Below are 17,567 nucleotides of genomic sequence, written 5' to 3'. Positions count from 1 at the left end.
CAGACACCGGATCGGCGCTGCGGCCGCCTCGGATCGCGGCCTGCGGTGCGCTCCACGGCGCGACTGCCCTGTGTCATCCACTTCAACATCTATCGCCGTGCCGGGGGAGGTTCTGTCAGGACCCCTCAGCGTTGCGGACCCGCGGGAATAAGGCCCGGTCAGAACTGGGCGTCGGCGTACTGCTCGTCGGTGACGGCCTCCAGCCACGTGGTGCCGTCGCCGTCCCCGGTGCCCTCCACCATCGCGAGGTGACACAGCATGGTGCTGTCGGTGCCGCCGTGCCAGTGCTCCTCACCTGGCGGGGTCCAGACGGTGTCGCCCGCACGCATCCGGATCACCTGGCCGTCGCGGTTGACGACCAGCCCGACTCCCTCGGTGACGTGCAGCGTCTGGCCGTTGGCGTGCGAGTGCCAGTTGGTGCGAGCCCCCGGAGTGAAGCGGACCAGGGCCACCACCAGCCGTGATGGCGGCTGCGCCTGCTTGATCGGGGTGAGATGGACGTCGCCGGTGAAGTTGGTCTCGGGTGCCTTGGCCGCGTCCTGGACGGGGATGAGACGCATATGCGTTCCTTTCGAGATCGAGCGACCGGCGCGAGGTCACGGCCAGAGCAGTGCCTTGATCGATCGACGCTCGTCCATGGCGCGGTAGCCCTCCGCGACCTGGCCGAGGGGCAGTTCGAGGTCGAAGACCTTGCCGGGGTCGATCTCGCGGGCCTGGATCCGATCGAGAAGGTCCGGAAGGAAGCGGCGTACCGGGGCGGGGCCGCCGAGGATCCGGACGTGGGAGTAGAACAGCTCCTCGCCCGGCAGGGTGACGTCGTGGGCGACGCCGACATAGCCGACCGCGCCGCCGGGCCGGGCGGAGCGAATGGCCTGCATCATCGACTCCTGGGTGCCGACCGCCTCGATGACCGAGTGCGCGCCCAAGCCGTCGGTGCGGTCCTTGACCGCCTGCACGCCGTCGTCGCCGCGTTCGGCCACGACATCGGTGGCCCCGAACTCCCTCGCCAACCTCGCGCGGGACTCGTGTCGGCTCATCGCGATGATCCGCTCCGCACCCAGCTGCTTGGCGGCCAGCACGCCCAGCAACCCGACCGCGCCGTCACCGACGACCACCACCGTCGAACCGGGGCGGACCTCGGCGGCGACGGCGCCGTACCAACCGGTGCCCAACACGTCGGAGGCCGCCAGCAGACTCGGCAGGAGATCGGCGCTGGGCAGCTCGTGGGTGGCCACCAGGGTGCCATCGGCGAGGGGGACCCGGAGGTACTCGGCCTGGGAACCGATCGACCCGATGGGTATCCGGTGCACACAGGACGTGTGAAACCCGGCCCGGCAGATCTCGCAGGTGTCATCGGAGGCGAAGAAGGAGCCGACGACGAACTGACCGGGACGGATCGTGCCGACCGCGCTCCCGACCTCCTCGACGACCCCGATGTACTCGTGGCCCATCGGCGTCGGGGCGGTGATCGGGTCCACGCCCCGGTAGGTCCACAGATCCGAGCCGCACACGCAGGTGGCCGTCAGCCGGATGATCGCATCGGTCGGCGCCTCGATGACGGGGTCGGCGCGTTCCTCGAAACGGACGTCCCCGGGGGCATGGATGACAGCTCCGCGCATGATGTCGTGCTCCTTCGCTCAGTCCGGCCGAGCAACGGCCTGCCGCGCCGTCGCCGCCGAGCATCCGAGACCTGCTCGCGCCGGTGGGGTACCCGCGTTCACCCCCGAACAGCCATCACGACGGGACGCGAACGAGTCGACCGCTCGGTCGCGTCGGACTTGACGGCGATCTGACACGAGACGGCCCGCAGGCCCCATAACAGCAGCGTCCTGGCGTCCTTCTGCCCGAAAGTCTTGGTGAATTGCACGGATTCCTCTTGCGGTCGCGGCTGCGTCTCACTGAGGATCGCCAGAGCTCAAGACGCGGACTGCTTCCGGTCCCTCCGCCCGGATTTACCGGTCGGGCGTCGGGTGCCCGAGTCGATCGGGTACCCCAATGTGGGGACCGGCTGGTTTGGAGACGACCATGGCCGACGCGTTCGATAACATCCGCCCCCCTTACTCCAAGTTGGGTATATGACCAATCCCTCGAACCAGCGACTCGAACTCGAAGCCCGTAACGCTGCCATGCGAGAGAAGATGACCTCGCTGTTAGCAGGCGTGAGCAGGCAGGCCGAACAGCTCAAACAGGTGCAGGAGCACGCAGCCTCCGCTACCGGTGAGGCGACGTCGCGGGACGGACTGGTCAACGTCCGGGTTAACTCCGCAGGCATCGTCACCGACCTCCAGATCAACCCGGCGGCCTTCCGGTCCACCACCGCCGTGAAGCTCTCGCAAGCCATCGTCCACACCATCCAGCAGGCCGCCCGCAACGCGCGCGCCCAGGCGGATGAGGTCCTCGCGCCGATGCTCGCGGACCTGCCGGACATGCCGGATCTCTTCGAGGGCGCGCCCTCGTTCAAGGATCTGACGCCGAAGGTTCCGGACATCCCCGACACGGGCGTCGTCGACGACGACGATCGCGGTCGCTCCGATGACGACGATGACGAGGACGACGAGTTGGCGTCCCGCTGGGAAGAGAGGTACCGCTGATGGCCGACGGGTTTGAGAGCGATCCGGGCGCGTTACGCACCAGGTCCCCGAAGTTCGTGGAAGCCGCCGACCGGCTGACCGCCGCCTTCGAGACACTTCAGACGGTGCGCGACGCCGAGCATGGCTGCTGGGGAGCCGACGAGACGGGCAAGAACTTCGAGCCCGACTACATCACCGCCTCCGAGGAGGCGGACAAGGGACGCGATTACCTGGTCGAGGGTCTCACCGCGACGAAGGACGGTCTGGACAAGACCGCCGACCAGTGGGAATCCGACGACGAGACCAACGCTGACAACATCAAGAGCGCCGGGGGCGGGCTATGACTCTCACGATGCCGCAGGGCTTGCAGGACCTCGCGTCGGTCGTTGTGGGAGCCGACTTCCCGGAGGGCGACGAGGACGCGCTTCGGCGCCTCGCCGACGCCTGGACGGCCTGTGCCGAAGAGGTGCAGGGCGTCATCGGCGATACCGACGCCGCCGCCGCCGACGCGCTGAGCACGATGATCGGCGAGACCGCCGATTCGTTCCAGAAGTACGCCGAGGGCATCACCACCGGCGACGAGGCGCCCCTCGTGCAGTTGCAGAACCTGTGTGCGCAACTCGGCGAGGCCTGCGACAACGTCGCCCTGGAGATCGAGTACGCCAAGGGCAGCATCATCGCCGCGCTGGTCATCCTGTTCGCGCAGATCGCGGCGATGCTGGCACTGGCCGTGGTCACCTTCGGCGCCAGCACGGCCGGGATTCCCATTGCGCAGGCCGCGACGCAGGGCGTTCTGCGCGCCGCGTGGGCGATCCTGCAGCAGGTGATCATCGGCATCATCAAGCAGCTGCCCATGCAGCTCGCCCTCAACATCGGCATCAACCTCGGTGTCGACGCCGCGATCCAGGTCGGTCAGATCGCCGAGGGCCACCGGACCGAGTGGGACACCGACAAGACCGGAGCCGCTGCGCTCTCCGGCGTGGCAGGCGGCCTCGGTGGCGCGATCGGCGGTGGCGTCTTCGGTGGAGTCACCAAGGGCATCGGCGGCAAGTTCGGTGACGTCCTCGCCGCAGGCGGCAAGGGTGCCTACGGCATCAACGTCGGATCCGGCATCGGCGGCGGCGCAGCAGGCGGCGTGATCGGCGCCTCGCTCAACAACGAGTTCCAGGGCGACGACCAGACGGACCAGTCGCTGATCTCGGGTGCGGTCGGTGGCGCGATCGGCGGCCTGGGCGGTGGCATCAAGGGCATCAAGGGCGACCTGGATAACGCCGCCGGTGGCAACGCGTGGACCGAGTGGGACGGGGCCCCGCCGTTGGACACCGATGTCACCTCGCTGGTAGGACCCGACAGCTCGAGTGGCAACCAGTCGGGTGGTGGATCCGGTGGCTCCAACGCATGGGTGGAGTGGGACGGCGCCCCGCCGATCGACTCGGACTTCAGCAACGGCGGTGGCGACCGACCGGGTGGCGGGTCCAACGGCTCCAACTCGTGGGTGGAGTGGGACGGCGCCCCGCCGATCGATTCCGACTTCAGCAACGGCGGTGGCGACCGATCGGGTGGCGGCGGCAACATGTCCGACTCCGACGTCCTGAACAGCGGCCCGGCGTGGGAATCGGAGATCAGACCCGGCGGCGGACAACCCATCTCCATGCCCAACGATCTCGACGGCGGTACCTCCGCCTGGCAGACGGAGACCTCGCCGCCTCCCACTCCGCCGCTGACCACTCCGCCCGGCTTCGACAGCAGCGCGCCCGAGTGGGCGTCGGAGGTGCGGCCCACGCCGTCGGATGGCCTGGGTAACCCACAGACCGAGGGACCGGCCCGCTGGCAGGACGTCGGGGAGGACGTGGCGAACTTCATGGCCGACTACCCGCCGCACATGGTGCAGTCCAATGAGGACAGCCCGTACGAGGGCGAGGAGAACAAGGCGGAGACCGGTAACTTCGAGGGCAGGCTGAACCCGCCTGACCTCTGACTCATCGGAGTTCGAGAACCGAATGCGCCCGCCGACCCGGATATGGTCGGCGGGCGCTTCTGTGCCTGGCTCAGCCGACGAACCGGAGCCCGCCGAAGAAGTTCGGGCCGTGGCCGACCCCGATCTCGCCGAGGCCGCTGATCCCCCACATGCTTCCCACCCGGGGAACGTCCGCGGGGGCGCCCAGCACCGAGTTGATGGTGACGACACCGGAACGCAGCCGCTTGCCCACCGCGCGGGCGGTGTCGCGGTCGGCCCCGAAGACGTAGCCGCTCAGACCGTAGGCGTGGTCGTTGGCGATGGTGACCGCCTCATCGACATCGCGGTAGGTCCGAACCTGGATCACCGGGCCGAAGATCTCGTCCTTCAAATCCGCGCTCTGGTCGGCGAGGACCACGGCCGGAGCGAAGAAGTGTCCGGTCAGGCCGGGCAGCTTCCCGTATCGACGCACCTCACAGCCCAAGGCGGCGAACTGCTCGAGCTGCTCCTCGATCCGGTTGCGCTGTTGTTCGTGTGCGAGCGGACCCAATTGCGCCGCCGGGTCGTCGGTGGCGCCGATCGGCACCGCCGACAGCACGGCCGCCAGCGCTTCGAGGTACGCCTCGATCTGGGATTCGGGGACGATGAGCCTGCGCGGCCCGATGCAGAACTGTCCGTTGAGCATCACCATCCCCGGTGCGAGCTGTTCGGCGACCGATGTCGGATCGGCGTCCGGCAGCGCGATGACCGGGTTGTTGCCGGAGAGCTCCATGTCGATCGGCTTGAAGTCGCGGGCGCAGGTCTGGGCCACCGCGCGGCCGCCCTGGACACCGCCGGTGTAGGAGACGGCGGCGATGCGTTCATCGGCGACGATGGTCTGACCCACGGTGCGGTCGCCGTGCACGATCTGTACCACGCCTTCGGGAAGTGCGGCCTGCACCGCCTCGGCGAACGCCCCGGAGAAGTGTGGTGCCCATTCGGAGGGCTTGATCACGATCGGCGCACCGGCGACCAGTGCACTCGCGGTCTTCATGATGGCCATGGAGCTGGGGGCGTTCCACGGCAGGAACACTGCGGCAGGGCCCCAGGGCAGTCGCCACTGATCGCAGACCCCAGCGGTCGCCGAGACCTGTTCGGTGTGCCCGAACCCGTCCTCGATCTGGGACGCGGCCAGCTCTAAGAGACCGATCACCCCACCGGTGAACATCGCGGTGAACGTCGTCGGGGTGCCGTTGTCCAGGCTGTCCGCCCTCGCCAGCTCGTCGACGCGCTCGGTGAGTTCGGCCTGCAGCCTGCGTAGCGCGGCGGCGCGATCCGCCCTGGGCAGCTCCGCCCACACGCCCTCGGTGTGTACCCGCCAGGCCGTGGCCAGCGCCTTCTCGACGTTCTCGGGAGTCGTCGCTCGCTGCGGATACAGCGCCGCCCCGGTGTTGGGGTCGGTCAGAACCTGGGTCAGCTCGCCCGCCGGGATACCGGCGGTGCCGCCGATCAGCTCGCGGATGCTGCCTGCGTCGGATTCACTCATGCCACACTTCCGTTTCGCATCGAGTCGGCGATCTTCTCGCCGACGAGTACCGAGGTGAGGTGGGTGTTCGCCCGAGTCGCCCACGGGAAGATGCTCGCGTCGGCGACCCGAAGGCCCTCGATGCCGAGCACGCGGCCCTGCGGGTCGACCACGGTGGCCGGATCGTTTGCCGAGCCCATCCGGCAGCTGCCTGCGGCGTGCACCGTGTCGTGGACATTGGCGAGGGCGAACTCGACGAACTCGGAGTCCGACATCGACTCGGTGGGGTCGGCCATGGCGGAGCCGAGTCCCATCGCGACGGTGATCTTCTGCAATTCTGGCTGCGCTGCGAAGGTGCGCAGCTCGTCGACCAGCGCGCGGAACCGTCGCAGATCATCCGGATGCGACAGCATGTCGAAGTCGACCGTCGGATCCAGGGTCGGGTCGGTGCCTGCCAGCTGGACGCGGCCGGTGCCGCTCATCCGGTTCACCCAGCCGAGGATCGCGGCGGCGGGGACGCCGATGCCCAGCGCACCCGGAGTGGCGAGCATGACGTCGTTGACCTCGTCGCCGATGCCGGTGGTGAAACGCAGACACAGCTGGCCGCGTTCCGGCTGATCGCCGAAGTCCGGCGGTTCGTTCATGCCCAGCACGAGGCCGATGCCAGGGTGGTCCTGCAGGTTGCGTCCGACCGGCAGGTCCGCGATGGGCTCGATGCCCAGTTCCCGAAGTTCCGAGGCGATGCCGACGCCGGAGCGCTGCAACAGTGCGGGCGAGTGGATGGCACCCGCCGACAACACGACCTCGCCCGCGTGGAAGTCGGTCGGCTCCCCGTCGACGATCGCCCGCACCCCGACCACGCGGTTGCCCACGAACAGAACGCGGTCGACCAGCGCATTGCCGATGACGGTCAGATTCGCGCGATCCCGCGCCGGTTCGAGGTAGGCGTCGTTGGTCGAGACCCGCTTGGTGCCGAAACTGTTGTAGGCGTAGGGAGACACGCCGGTGGAGTTGGGCGCGTTGTGGTCCGGGGCCCATGGGTGACCGAGCCGCTGGGTGAGCTGGTCCACGGCCGTCTCGACCGTGGCGAAGTTCTCCCGCTTGGGTCGGACGATGGGAATCGGGCCGTCGGCGCCGTGGTACTCGGCGTCGGGGAAGTCCTGATCGTTCTCCAGCTTGTTCAGCAGCGGCAGGACATCCTGGTAGCCCCAGCCGGTGCAGCCCTGTGCCGCCCAGCCATCGAAGTCCGAGGCGTCCCCCCGGATTGCGAACAGGCCGTTGATGGCGGAGCTGCCGCCGACTCCCTTGCCTCGCACATAGGGCAGTGCGGACTGCGCGGCGGATCTCCGCGCCAGGAGCTTCGGGAAGGTATGGGTCTCGGCGAACTCGATGGCGACCTTGATCTTGCCGGGTTCGACGCTCTGCAGTTCTGGACCGGTCTCGGCGGAGCGGTAGTCCAAGCCCGCTTCGAGAACCAGCACGCGTCGGTGCTCGTCCTCGGTCAGCCGCGACGCAACCGCGGCCCCGGCGGATCCGGCGCCGATGATGATCGTGTCGTACATGGAGCTCCTCACCCCTCGTTGGTGGGTAGGTGCTGAGCGTGGAACTGGCCTGCTCAGCGGTGCTTCGGTCTGGTGGTGGTGTCTGAGTTGCGCCCGCAGGCGGCGAGATTCGGGAGGCCGATCAGCCGACCAGCGGGGAGTTCCCCTGCTGCGCGATCACGGCGGAGCGCAATCCGCGCTGCACGCGGTCCAGGACGTCGGTCTGAGCCGGGTGGTAGAGATCGTTGATCGCCAGCCTGATGGTGTTCGAGGTGAACTGCGCGTCATTACCGGCGCCGACGATCGGTCGAAGCAGACCGGGGTGCTCGGCGTCGAGAGCCTGGATGTGCTCGACGAGCCGCGCGGCCAACTCCCGGCGGGTCGACTCGTCGGTGTCGGCGTGCAACTGCTCGAACGCGGTGCTGAGCGCCTCGTCGCAGTGCTCCCGCAGGATCTCCTGGTAGGCGTCGAGCGCGGCGGGCCCGAGGACCCGGCTGACGACGACGGTCAATGAGCGGTCCGCCTCGGGCAGCTTCTTGGTGGCGATGAAGCCACCCAGTTCGAGTGGTAGGTCGGTTGGTCCCGCGTTGTGGAGGAGCACCGCGAGTTCGGCCCGGACCCGCTGGAGTCGGTCGATGGTCTCGGCCAACTCGGCATCCAGTACCCGCAACGCCTGCCCGAGATGTTCGTCGGTGTCACCCATCTCGCCGATCTGCGCCAGCGAGAAGCCGAGTTCGGCGAGTCGTTTGATCCGAAGTACTTGGGTCAGATGTGCGACGGTATATCGCTTGTAACCATTGGAGCCGCGTTCCGGCTCGGCCAGCAGCTCGACCTTGTGATAATGTCGGATGGTTTTCACAGTCGTATTCGTGAGCTCGGCGATCTGACGAGTGCTCCACGCCATGATTGCCGCTCCTTCGGTTTCGCCGGATCCCGACGAGATAACTGCGCCGGCAACGGCCAGTGAAAACCATGCCCTTGCGGCAGGGTCAAGCCGTGCTCGAGTGGGCGGCTGGTGAGGCGCCTCACATTTGCGTCGAATGTCTTGAGTATGCCGTGACGGCATCGTTTTGCCTTGTGGCAATGCCGAAGTGCTTCGAAGTCCGTCATCGCCGTCGAATGCGACAGTGAGCCGAGATGGCGCACTGCGGCAAGTCCGAGACAGTTCCAGAGCAAAGGAATCCGCATGGCACTGCCAGATATCATTCCCGTCGAAGAACTGTTCAACCCGCCCGGAAAATTGGGTGCTTCGATCTCGCCGGACGGTACGCTGCTCGCTTATCTGGCGCCGTGGAAGAATCGGTTGAACGTCTGGGTCCAATCGTTGGATTCCGATACCGAGGCGCGGTGTGTGACCGCCGACGAGACCCGCAGCGTCACCAATTTCCAGTGGGCCGGTGATCAGCGTTGGCTGCTGTACTTCCAGGACACCGGCGGCGATGAGAACCACCATGTGTTCCGCGTCGACCTGACCGACTCGGCGGCCCCGGCGGTCGATCTCACGCCGTTCCCCAAAGCAAGGGTCGTCGGTTTCGAGCAGCCGCCCGGTCGGCCGGGAAAGGCATTGCTGCAACTCAACAACCGCGACGTCGCCGAATTCGACCTGCTCGAACTGGACATCGCCTCGGGTGAGCTGACGGTGCTCGCGGAGAACCCGGGGCACGTCACCAGCTGGCTGCACACGCCCGACGGTGAGCTGTTCGCCCGCACCCTGTCCGCCGACGGCGACATCGTGGTGTCGCGTTGGAAGGGCGCGGACGGGCAACCCGAACCCATCGCGGTGTTCGACGGCATCGACTACCCGTTGGATGTCGCCCCCTTCGAACTCGCCGCCGACGGCACGGGGGTGTGGATCGGGTCCAGCCGGGATCGCGATCTCACCCGGTTGGCCCGGCTCGACCTGACCACCGGAGAGGAGACGGAGGTCGACAGCCACCCGACCTTGGAACTCGATGGGGTCCGCCGAGCGGTCCTGCAGACCACCTCGCCGCTGATCCGTAGCCGAGGGACCGGGGAACTGCTCGGGGTGCGCTATCTCGGGGAGCGGCAGGTGATCCAGGCGGTGGATCCGGATTTCGCGGTGATCCTGGAGAGGCTGACGGCCCTCTCGGAGGGCGACCTCGGCGAGATGTCCTCCGACCGGAGTGGACAACGGTGGGTCGTCTCGTTCCTCCACGACCGGCAGCCGGGTGCGACCTGGTTCTACGACCATGCCACCGGCCGGAGCCGACTGCTGTTCACGGCGTACCCGAATCTCGATCCCGAGACGCTGGCGCCGATGGTCCCGGTGACGATCACCGCGCGGGACGGCAGGCCGCTGCCCTCCTACCTGACGCTGCCGGTGGGCATCGAGCCGGTCGGACTGCCCCTGGTGCTGCTGCCGCACGGTGGCCCGTGGGCGCGCGATTTCTGGAATTTCAAGGCGAACGTCCAACTGCTGGCCAACCGTGGTTATGCGGTGTTGCAGGTGAACTTCCGAGGCTCGGTGGGCTACGGCAAGGCCCATATGCAGGCCGCGATCGGCGAGTTCGCCGGGGCGATGCACCACGACCTGGTCGACGCTGTCGAATGGGCGGTTGCTCGGGGCTATGCAGACCCGAAACGACTCGGGATCTTCGGCGGTTCCTACGGCGGCTACGCGACGCTGGTCGGGGTGACCTTCACCCCGGACCTGTTCGCCGCAGCCATCGACTACGTCGGCATCTCCAACCTCGCCACCTTCATGCAGACTCTCCCGTCCTTCGTGAAGTATCAGTTGATCAACAACTGGTTCCGTTATGTCGGGGATCCCGACGATCCGGAGCAGTACGCCGACATGCTGGCCCGCTCGCCGATCAGCCGGGTCGATCAGATCCGCACGCCGCTGATGGTGGTGCAGGGCGCCAACGACGTGCGGGTGGTCAAGGCCGAGTCCGACAACATCGTCGAAGCGTTGCGAGCCAGGGGCGTCGACGTCGAATACCTGGTCAAGAACAACGAGGGACACGGCTTCGTCAACCCGGAGAACCAGATCGACATGTTCCGAAGGGTGGAGCGTTTCCTCGCGCAACACCTGGGCGGTCGGCAGGCCGAGGGCTGAGCCGCTGTAGGCCTCGCGCGTCCGGAGATTCCGCGCCGGGGGATTGACGAGGTGGACAGCCGCGGTGGAGCTCGGGCGTTGCTGCGTTCCGATGCTCCATCGCATTGTCGACAGTCGTGGTGCGGGGGAGAGCGGGCGGTGGTACCTGGCGGGGACCACTTTCCTTCCACACGCTGAATCGGGGGCCTGCCGAGCGGGGTAGGACCTCGTCCGCATCAGGTTGCGCCTGCGGGGAGCGGTCGTCTCCGACCGCGACTCGGTGGACGCGGTCGGCGCTGCGGCGTCGGTGTATCGAGGGGTGCAGGTCACGGGCAGCGGATCGGCGGCGAACCGATGGGCGAGCGAGCGGACTGCGGAGGGAGGACTCGCCGGTAGCGGCTTGAGCTCCGTCAGATCCATGATCGCGCCGATCCTCTGTCTCGTGCGTGCCTTGCCTGGCCTAGCTGCAGGGGGAGGGTGCTGCGGCGGTGCGGGTGCTTCAGCCGTTCTGGACCGGCTGCTCTTCGAGCGCCTTGAGTCGCTTGGTGGAGAAGCGGACCGCCCACACCACGACCAAGCCTGCGACGGCGAGCAACGGGAAGCCCATGACGATGTCGGCGACGGCCAGCCAACCGGTGCTCTCCTCGACGAAGAGCCACTGCTGGACCACGAAGCGGGAGGCGAACATGGCGACGAGGGCGAGGGTGGCGATGTTGTAGGCGCGCATCGACGGCTTGTCCTCGCGCCAGACGTTGCCCTTGCCGTTGGTCAGGCCACCGATGACACCGGCCAGCGGCCAACGCAGCACCATGGTGAGCAGGCTGACCACGGCGAAGACCAGGCTCGACCAGATGCCGAACAGGAAGAAGCCATCGGCCGATCCGGTCAGCTGCGCCAGGAGCACACAGATGCCCACGCCGATCAGGCCGGAGCTGGCCTGACTGAAGGGGACCTTGCGCAACAGCTGCACCAGGGTGATCAGTACGGCGGCGCCGACCGAGAGCCAGATGGCCATCGTGAGGCCCCAGGCACTGTTGGCGACGACGAACACCACCACCGGGATTCCGGCGTAGATCGCGCCGGACACGCCCCCGGACTGTTCGAGGAGCGTGGGCGTCGCGGGTGGGGCCTCCGTCGGGGCGATCGTGGGGTGGACCTCCGTTGCGTCCTGCTCGGGCCTCATCTGGGGGTGGCGGTTCTCAGACATGGTTTGTGATCAACTCCCGATTCGCCTCGACCCGGGTGGTCGTGGCTTGCCTGGATCAAGGAAAGACGGTGACGTAAGGGCACACTCAAGCTGAGAGCGTGTGACGTGAGACACGAATAGTGACTGGTCGTGTAACGCGACCCCGATGCGAAACCGCGCTGACCTCGTGTTCTGTCCGTGATCGGATGTTCGAGGATGTCAGGCGCGTAATGCCGATTTCTCGCCGGTTGCCGGGAATCGGCGGATCAGCGCGGGAGGTGAATCGCTTGAGCGGGTTGGTGCGCCGGCGTTCGAGGTATCCGAAACCGGAATATCACTGCTCGGATATCGAGGGCGTCCACCGGCCACCGCAATGGGTTCGGCGGCAGCCGGTGTCAATAAAACAGCTGTGGTGCTCCGGCCCGAAAGACCGGCCGCTGACCTTCGTGCTCAGCGGCGCGGCTCCCACCGGAAGTACCGAATGGCCAACACCACGGAAACGACGATCCAGGCCGCCGTGGGAATCAACAGCGGCAGCGAATCCGAGAGCGAGATGCCACCGTTCCACGACTCGACGATCAGCTCGGCGGCCGAACCGCCGGGCAGAACCCGCTGCAGAATCTGCAGGTCCCCGCCACCTGCGAAGCCGATCCAGCTCGCCAGGGCGACGGTGCCGACGCCGATGGGCAGCGTGGTCACCTGGGCGTGCTCCGGGGAGTTGGTGATACCGGCCGTGGCCAGGGCCAATCCGACCATCATCACGAACAGCGAGAGCACCGCCAGCACCAGCATCAGGATGTCGCCCGGTGCGCCTGCGACCACACCGAGCACGCCGAGGATCACGACCGACTGCAGCACCGAGATGACGACCACGGGAAGCATCAGGCCGAAGAGAATAGTGGAATCACTCGCTGCGGTGGACCGCAGCCGCTTGAGGAAGAGATTCTGTCTGCGAGAGGCCAGCGTGGTCACCGCGGTGGTGTAAAGGCCGAGGCCTGCGACATAGAAGATCATGATGGCGGCGATGGCGCCGAGGCCGCCGCCGAGCGATTCGAAGAGCTCATGCTGGTAGATGAAGAACCCCGCCATCGCGACGGGAATGATGAACATGGTGAGCAGAACGGCTTTGTTCCGAAATAGTTGGACAAGCTCACTGCGGGCGATCGAAAGCATGGTGAAGAGATCCGTTCTCGTGCGAAAGGAAGAGGAGAAGGCTGTGGTCAGTCGCTGCCGATGGAGCGGAAGACGTCGTCGAGCCGGGTCGGCCCCGCTTCGAGGTCCCGCAGCTGCACGGAGTTCTCCAGCGCCCAACGCAGCAGGACGTACAGGTCTCGCTGCCGGTCGGTCGTCTTGATGAGGAACCTTCCATCGCTCTCGCGTTCGGCGGGCAGCGGCAACGCGGGCGTGTGCGGCGGCAGGAAGAAGCTGATGACGGCGGGCAGCGTCTGCGTCAGCTCCGAGACCGTGCCCTCCTGGTGGAAGCTGCCGCGGTGCATCAGGCCGATCCGGTCGGCACGCTGCTGGGCCTCCTCCAGATAGTGCGTGGTCAGGACGATGGTGCTGCCGTCCTCCCGCAGCTTGTCGACGGCTTCCCAGAGGTCGTCTCGGGACTGGATGTCCAAGCCGGTGGTCGGCTCGTCGAGGAAGATCAGCTCGGGGGTGCCGTAGACGGCGGTGGCGAAGTCCAGCCTGCGCTTCTCACCACCGGAGAGCTGGGAGACCTGGGTGCTCGCCTTGCGGGTGAGGTCGACGATGCTCAGCACCCGGTCGACGGTGTCGGTGCGCTGGGTGAGCTTGCCGATCAGCGCGACGGACTCCTTGACCGTCAGGTCGGGGGAGAAGCCGCTCTCCTGCAGCATCACGCCCATCTTGGGGCGCACGGCCACCCGGTCCCGAGGGCTCTGCCCGAAGACCCGCACGGTGCCCGAGGTCGGCTTGCGGTGGCCTTCGATGATCTCCAGGGTGGAGGTCTTGCCCGCTCCGTTGGTGCCGAGCAGGGCGTACAGCTCGCCCCTGCTCACCTGGAAGGAGAGGTCCTTCACCGCGTGGAAATCGCCGTACTTGAGATTCAGGCGTTCTACGTCGATTACTGGCGTCGAGGTCATGGCACCTATTCCAGTCTTCTCGACGCGTCACGGGCAGTGTGCCTGCGTCATGACTGCGGCATGACATTCCACCCGGGTAGGTATGACGCTGTGTCACTGGTGGCTGGTCAGGGGCGGGGGCGATACTTCGCCGGATGCTGTTCCTCGGATTCGGAGCCCGATCATGAACACCCGGCCACTACGCATCTTGCTGACCGTCCTGACGACGGTCTTCGTCCTGGTGTGCGTGCTGTTCTTCCTGAATCGCGTGGGCACCGGGTTGTTGCCCGACGGGCTCGGATCCTGGCTCGGGGGCAATGAGTGGGCGATGTGGACCTCCGCCGCCGTGGCCGTGATCAGTGGGCTGGGAGTCTCGCTGCTCAGTCTCAACGAACGGGATGAGGACTAGTGATCGCGCTGCCCAAGGACGAGCAGGAGAACCCCTCGTCGACACGCGGACGGCTGCGCAGGCTGAACGTCATCAGCGTGCTGGCGGCTCTCGGCCCGGCCGGCATCCTGCTGGTCGCCGTCGAATCCCAGACCTGGGTGCACGCCGCGATCCTGTCGGCGGGTGTGGCGGCCGGGTTGCTCGCGGCTCAGCGATGGGCGATGGGCGATCTCGAGCGCTTCGCGGTGCCGTGTCTGGTCGTCACCTTGTCGGTGTGGGTCGCGGGCGCCTTCATCGCGGATGCGCCGAGCGCCTCCTACGGCACCACCATCCTGGCTCCCCTGGTGATCTCGGCGCTGCCACGCCATCGGGTCATTGCCACGGTCGGGTTCGTGGCCTTCGCGGGCCTGATCGGTCTGGGCAGACTGCTGGTCACCGAGGGGGACACGGTCAGGATCGTGGTCTTCTTCGCGTTCCTTCCTGCTGTGATCATCTCGATCACCACCGGACTCATGGCGGCCAATCGCGCGTTCATGGCGCTGTTCGAGGAGGTCGAGCAGGCCAGGGAGCGGGAGGGCGAGGTCGCGGTCGCCCGGGAACGGGCCCGGTTCGCCAGCGACCTGCACGACATCCAGGGACACACCCTGCACGTCGTGAAGCTCAAGGTCGCCTTGGCGGAGAAGCTGGTGCGGGTGGACGTCGACCGCGCGGCGGAGGAACTGCGGGAGGTGCACGCCCTGGTGGGCGACACGATCAAACAGACCAAGGAACTCGCCTACGCGCAGCGGCAGCTGAATCTCAGCGCCGAGCTGGAGAACGCGAAGAACCTCTTCGAGGCGGCGGGTATCCGGGTGCGCGTCACCCGGCAGGCCGAGGTCGACCCGGGTGTGAGTCAACTGCTCGGCCAGGTCCTCCGCGAGACGACCACCAACATCCTGCGCCACGCCGAGGCCAAGCAGGTCCGGATCACGCTGTCGGCAGGCGGCATCGTCATCGTCAACGACGGCGCGCCTGACGAGCCACTTCCGAATCTGCGCGGGCTTGCCACGCTGCGCGAACGGCTCGCGGGCAGCGGCGGCGAGCTGGACGTGCAACAGCAGGACGGTAGTTTCCACACCATTGCCCGGTTCCCGAACCTGCGCCGCACCGCCGAGACCGAAGCGGGGAAGAACAGCCGATGACGACCGTGGTGTTGGCCGACGACGAGGTCCTACTCCGCAAGGCGATGGCCGCCCTGTTGCCGCTGGAAGCCGAGATCACCGTGCTCGCGGAGGCCGAGGACGGCGCCCAGGCCGTGACCGCCACGCTGGAACATCGCCCCGACGTCCTGGTCATCGATCTGGAGATGCCCAATGTGGACGGACTCGGCGCGGTGGCGGAGATCCGCCGCGACCGGCCAGAGCAGGTGATCCTGATGCTCACCCGACATGCCAAGCCCGGCGTGCTGCGAAAGGCCTTGAAACTGGGAGTCCAGGGCTTCGTCAGCAAGTCGGCGGAGCCCGCGCATATCGCCTCGGTCATCAAGGCGTTGCACGCGGGCAAACGGTGGATCGACCCGGACGTCTCCGCGCTCGCCGTGGTCGACGACTGCCCGCTGACCGAACGCGAGATCGACGTACTGCGGGCGACCTCGGAGGGCTATTCGGCCGCCGACATCGCCAAACAGCTGCACCTGGCCCTGGGCACCGTGCGCAACTACCTGTCCAACGCGATGCAGAAGACCCAGACCAGGACCCGACACGAGGCGGCCCGGTACGCGCGCAGCCACAACTGGTTGTAGTTCGCGGCAACCGGTCGCGAGGATCAGGCCGCGCCCGCTCGCCGCGCGGCCATGGACAGCACCAACGCCCGACGCAGACCGGGCAGGACCTCGTCGACGTACTCGGTCAGCCCCGCGATCGTCCGCTTGTGCTCCCGGCGCTCCTTGCGGGTGAACACACAGCAGACGTCGCCTTCGACGGCGAGCACCGCCAGCACGACCTCGGGCAGCGCGACCGTGGTGGGGTCTTGTCCGAGCAACACCACGTTGCGCACCGTCTCGCGCAGCGCTGCGACCGGCGCGGTGTTGTCGAGGATGATCTGGGTGGTCGGGAAGACCCCGAGCGTCCGACTGCGGTGGATGGTGATGGCCCCCGACTCCGCCAACTGGTCCCGCACCGTGTTCTCCGAGGTGTGCCAATGGCGATCCACCAGCGCGAACCACTTCCGTGGTTTCGCCGAGACGTGGTCCAGCACCTCGGCGAGGAACGCGTCGGCGGGCGGTTCGACGGTGTTGCGCACGGCCTTGCCATCGTCGTCGACGAGCAGTCCGTCGATGGTCAGCTGGGCCACGGCGGCGGCGCGCATCAGCTGACCCCGAACCAGCACGCTCTCGGAATCGAGCTTGCTGCGGTCCAGGTCGTAGCTCAACAGGAACATTCGTTGGGGCAGGGTCCACGTCATGTCGACTCCTCGGATTCGGTCAGGGCAGGGCACGATGTGCCGGTTTCGGGTCGGATCAGACCGGTGCTCGATGCGGTGCGGTCGTGACACCTCGACGGATGCGCTCCAACACGTCGATCTGCGCCGGGTTGTACAGGGCACGGACGGCGGTCTCGATGGTCTGCGTCGTGCGCGGTCTGTTGTCCGCATCGAGTTTCTTGCGATTCCCCAGCGCGGGGTGCAGCGACACGAGCGCGTCCGCCACGGCGCTCATCCGTTCGGCCAGCATGCGGCGGGTGCGCTCGTCGGCGTCGGCGGGCAACTGCGCGAATTCCTCGCCCATGGGGTCCACGGGATCGCGTTGCAGCACCTCGGCGTACGCCGCGAACAGTGCGGGCGGAAGCGTTCTGCTCATCACGACGAACATGGCGCGGTCGGTCTCGGACAATGTGGCGGTGACCGAGGCGGGCACCAGCCCGGGTGGCAGATCAAGCGGCGCGGTCTGTTGCAGGATCAGACTCAGCTCGGCACGAATGCGGCGCAGACTTTCGATGGTCGCCTCGAGTTCGCGATCCAGCGTGCGCAGCGCGGCTTCCGGATGCTGGTCGGTGTCGCCCATCTCGGCGATCTCGGCCAGCGAGAACCCGAGGTCGCTCAGCCGCTTGATCCGCAACAGGCGTACCAGGTGGGCGGCGCCGTACTGCTTGTAGCCGTTGGCGGCGCGTTCGGGCTCATCGAGTAGACCGACCTGGTGGTAGTGCCGCACCGCCCGCACCGTCGTGCCGGCGAGTTCCGCCACCTGACGAGTGCTCCACGCCATGACTGCCGCTCCTCGTTGAACCGGTTGACGTCAACGCG

General features: G+C 67.2%; 17 protein-coding genes. 7 read left to right on the top strand and 10 right to left on the bottom strand.

Annotated elements, in window-relative coordinates:
- Positions 1–158 precede the first annotated feature (158 nt).
- Complete coding sequence (locus BKA25_RS21785) at positions 159–560, bottom strand: (R)-mandelonitrile lyase (protein WP_069847042.1); 402 nt, start codon at positions 558–560, stop codon at positions 159–161.
- Positions 561–596: 36 nt separating this feature from the next.
- A complete protein-coding gene (locus BKA25_RS21780) occupies positions 597–1,619 on the bottom strand; it encodes a zinc-dependent alcohol dehydrogenase family protein (RefSeq protein WP_069847044.1) in 1,023 nt (340 codons plus the stop codon).
- A gap of 456 nt (positions 1,620–2,075) precedes the next feature.
- Between BKA25_RS21780 and BKA25_RS21775 the strand changes: the two genes are divergently transcribed.
- The 3 genes from BKA25_RS21775 to BKA25_RS21765 are packed head-to-tail and all read left to right on the top strand — an operon-like array spanning position 2,076 to position 4,548.
- Positions 2,076–2,591, top strand: coding sequence for a YbaB/EbfC family nucleoid-associated protein (locus tag BKA25_RS21775; protein WP_069847046.1), 516 nt, complete (start codon positions 2,076–2,078; stop codon positions 2,589–2,591).
- Positions 2,591–2,914 carry a WXG100 family type VII secretion target gene (locus BKA25_RS21770; protein WP_069847047.1) on the top strand — a complete coding sequence of 108 codons (324 nt, stop codon included), beginning with the start codon at positions 2,591–2,593 and terminating at the stop codon, positions 2,912–2,914. The genes BKA25_RS21775 and BKA25_RS21770 overlap by 1 nt, the downstream gene beginning before the upstream one ends.
- Positions 2,911–4,548: a WXG100-like domain-containing protein gene (locus BKA25_RS21765; protein WP_069847049.1), complete on the top strand. Its 1,638-nt coding sequence runs from the start codon at positions 2,911–2,913 to the stop codon at positions 4,546–4,548. Before BKA25_RS21770 ends, BKA25_RS21765 begins: the two co-directional genes overlap by 4 nt.
- Positions 4,549–4,618: 70 nt before the next feature.
- Here BKA25_RS21765 and BKA25_RS21760 read toward each other — a convergent pair whose 3' ends face one another.
- The 3 genes from BKA25_RS21760 to BKA25_RS21750 all read right to left on the bottom strand — a co-directional run bounded on the left by BKA25_RS21760 (position 4,619) and on the right by BKA25_RS21750 (position 8,476).
- Complete coding sequence (locus BKA25_RS21760; RefSeq protein WP_069847051.1) at positions 4,619–6,052, bottom strand: aldehyde dehydrogenase family protein; 1,434 nt, start codon at positions 6,050–6,052, stop codon at positions 4,619–4,621.
- Positions 6,049–7,593: a GMC family oxidoreductase gene (locus BKA25_RS21755; RefSeq protein ID WP_069847053.1), complete on the bottom strand. Its 1,545-nt coding sequence runs from the start codon at positions 7,591–7,593 to the stop codon at positions 6,049–6,051. The genes BKA25_RS21760 and BKA25_RS21755 overlap by 4 nt, the downstream gene beginning before the upstream one ends.
- Before the next feature lie 121 nt (positions 7,594–7,714).
- Positions 7,715–8,476 carry a MerR family transcriptional regulator gene (locus tag BKA25_RS21750; RefSeq protein WP_069847055.1) on the bottom strand — a complete coding sequence of 254 codons (762 nt, stop codon included), beginning with the start codon at positions 8,474–8,476 and terminating at the stop codon, positions 7,715–7,717.
- 282 nt (positions 8,477–8,758) lie between these two features.
- Between BKA25_RS21750 and BKA25_RS21745 the strand changes: the two genes are divergently transcribed.
- Positions 8,759–10,651 carry a S9 family peptidase gene (locus BKA25_RS21745; RefSeq protein WP_069847056.1) on the top strand — a complete coding sequence of 631 codons (1,893 nt, stop codon included), beginning with the start codon at positions 8,759–8,761 and terminating at the stop codon, positions 10,649–10,651.
- A 478-nt stretch (positions 10,652–11,129) separates the two neighbouring features.
- Here the strand turns inward: BKA25_RS21745 and BKA25_RS21740 are convergent, their stop codons facing one another.
- The 3 genes from BKA25_RS21740 to BKA25_RS21730 all read right to left on the bottom strand — a co-directional run bounded on the left by BKA25_RS21740 (position 11,130) and on the right by BKA25_RS21730 (position 13,921).
- A complete protein-coding gene (locus tag BKA25_RS21740) occupies positions 11,130–11,837 on the bottom strand; it encodes a DUF3159 domain-containing protein (protein ID WP_236750498.1) in 708 nt (235 codons plus the stop codon).
- A gap of 429 nt (positions 11,838–12,266) precedes the next feature.
- Complete coding sequence (locus BKA25_RS21735) at positions 12,267–12,989, bottom strand: ABC transporter permease (RefSeq protein ID WP_069847059.1); 723 nt, start codon at positions 12,987–12,989, stop codon at positions 12,267–12,269.
- Positions 12,990–13,036: 47 nt separating this feature from the next.
- On the bottom strand, positions 13,037–13,921 hold the full coding sequence (locus BKA25_RS21730) for an ABC transporter ATP-binding protein (RefSeq protein WP_069847061.1): 885 nt from the start codon (positions 13,919–13,921) through the stop codon (positions 13,037–13,039).
- A gap of 163 nt (positions 13,922–14,084) precedes the next feature.
- On the opposite strand from BKA25_RS21730, the gene BKA25_RS21725 reads away from it, so the two are divergent.
- The 3 genes from BKA25_RS21725 to BKA25_RS21715 are packed head-to-tail and all read left to right on the top strand — an operon-like array spanning position 14,085 to position 16,068.
- Positions 14,085–14,309 (top strand): hypothetical protein, encoded by a 225-nt coding sequence (locus tag BKA25_RS21725; protein WP_069847063.1) that lies wholly within the window; start codon positions 14,085–14,087, stop codon positions 14,307–14,309.
- A complete protein-coding gene (locus BKA25_RS21720; RefSeq protein WP_216637795.1) occupies positions 14,309–15,469 on the top strand; it encodes a sensor histidine kinase in 1,161 nt (386 codons plus the stop codon). Before BKA25_RS21725 ends, BKA25_RS21720 begins: the two co-directional genes overlap by 1 nt.
- The gene (locus tag BKA25_RS21715; protein ID WP_069847065.1) at positions 15,466–16,068 is read left to right on the top strand and encodes a response regulator transcription factor; all 603 of its coding nucleotides are present in this window, start codon (positions 15,466–15,468) and stop codon (positions 16,066–16,068) included. The genes BKA25_RS21720 and BKA25_RS21715 overlap by 4 nt, the downstream gene beginning before the upstream one ends.
- A 23-nt stretch (positions 16,069–16,091) precedes the next feature.
- Here the strand turns inward: BKA25_RS21715 and BKA25_RS21710 are convergent, their stop codons facing one another.
- Together BKA25_RS21710 and BKA25_RS21705 are read right to left on the bottom strand one after the other, a co-directional pair.
- A complete protein-coding gene (locus BKA25_RS21710) occupies positions 16,092–16,730 on the bottom strand; it encodes a GOLPH3/VPS74 family protein (protein ID WP_069847066.1) in 639 nt (212 codons plus the stop codon).
- Positions 16,731–16,785: 55 nt separating this feature from the next.
- Positions 16,786–17,529: a MerR family transcriptional regulator gene (locus BKA25_RS21705; RefSeq protein ID WP_069847068.1), complete on the bottom strand. Its 744-nt coding sequence runs from the start codon at positions 17,527–17,529 to the stop codon at positions 16,786–16,788.
- Positions 17,530–17,567: the final 38 nt, after the last annotated feature.

Source organism: Actinoalloteichus hymeniacidonis, from assembly GCF_014203365.1.
In the GTDB taxonomy this organism is placed as follows: Bacteria; Actinomycetota; Actinomycetes; order Mycobacteriales; family Pseudonocardiaceae; genus Actinoalloteichus_A; species Actinoalloteichus_A hymeniacidonis.
The sequence above is the reverse complement of the archived record's forward strand: the minus strand, read 5'-3'. Positions and strand labels throughout refer to the sequence as shown.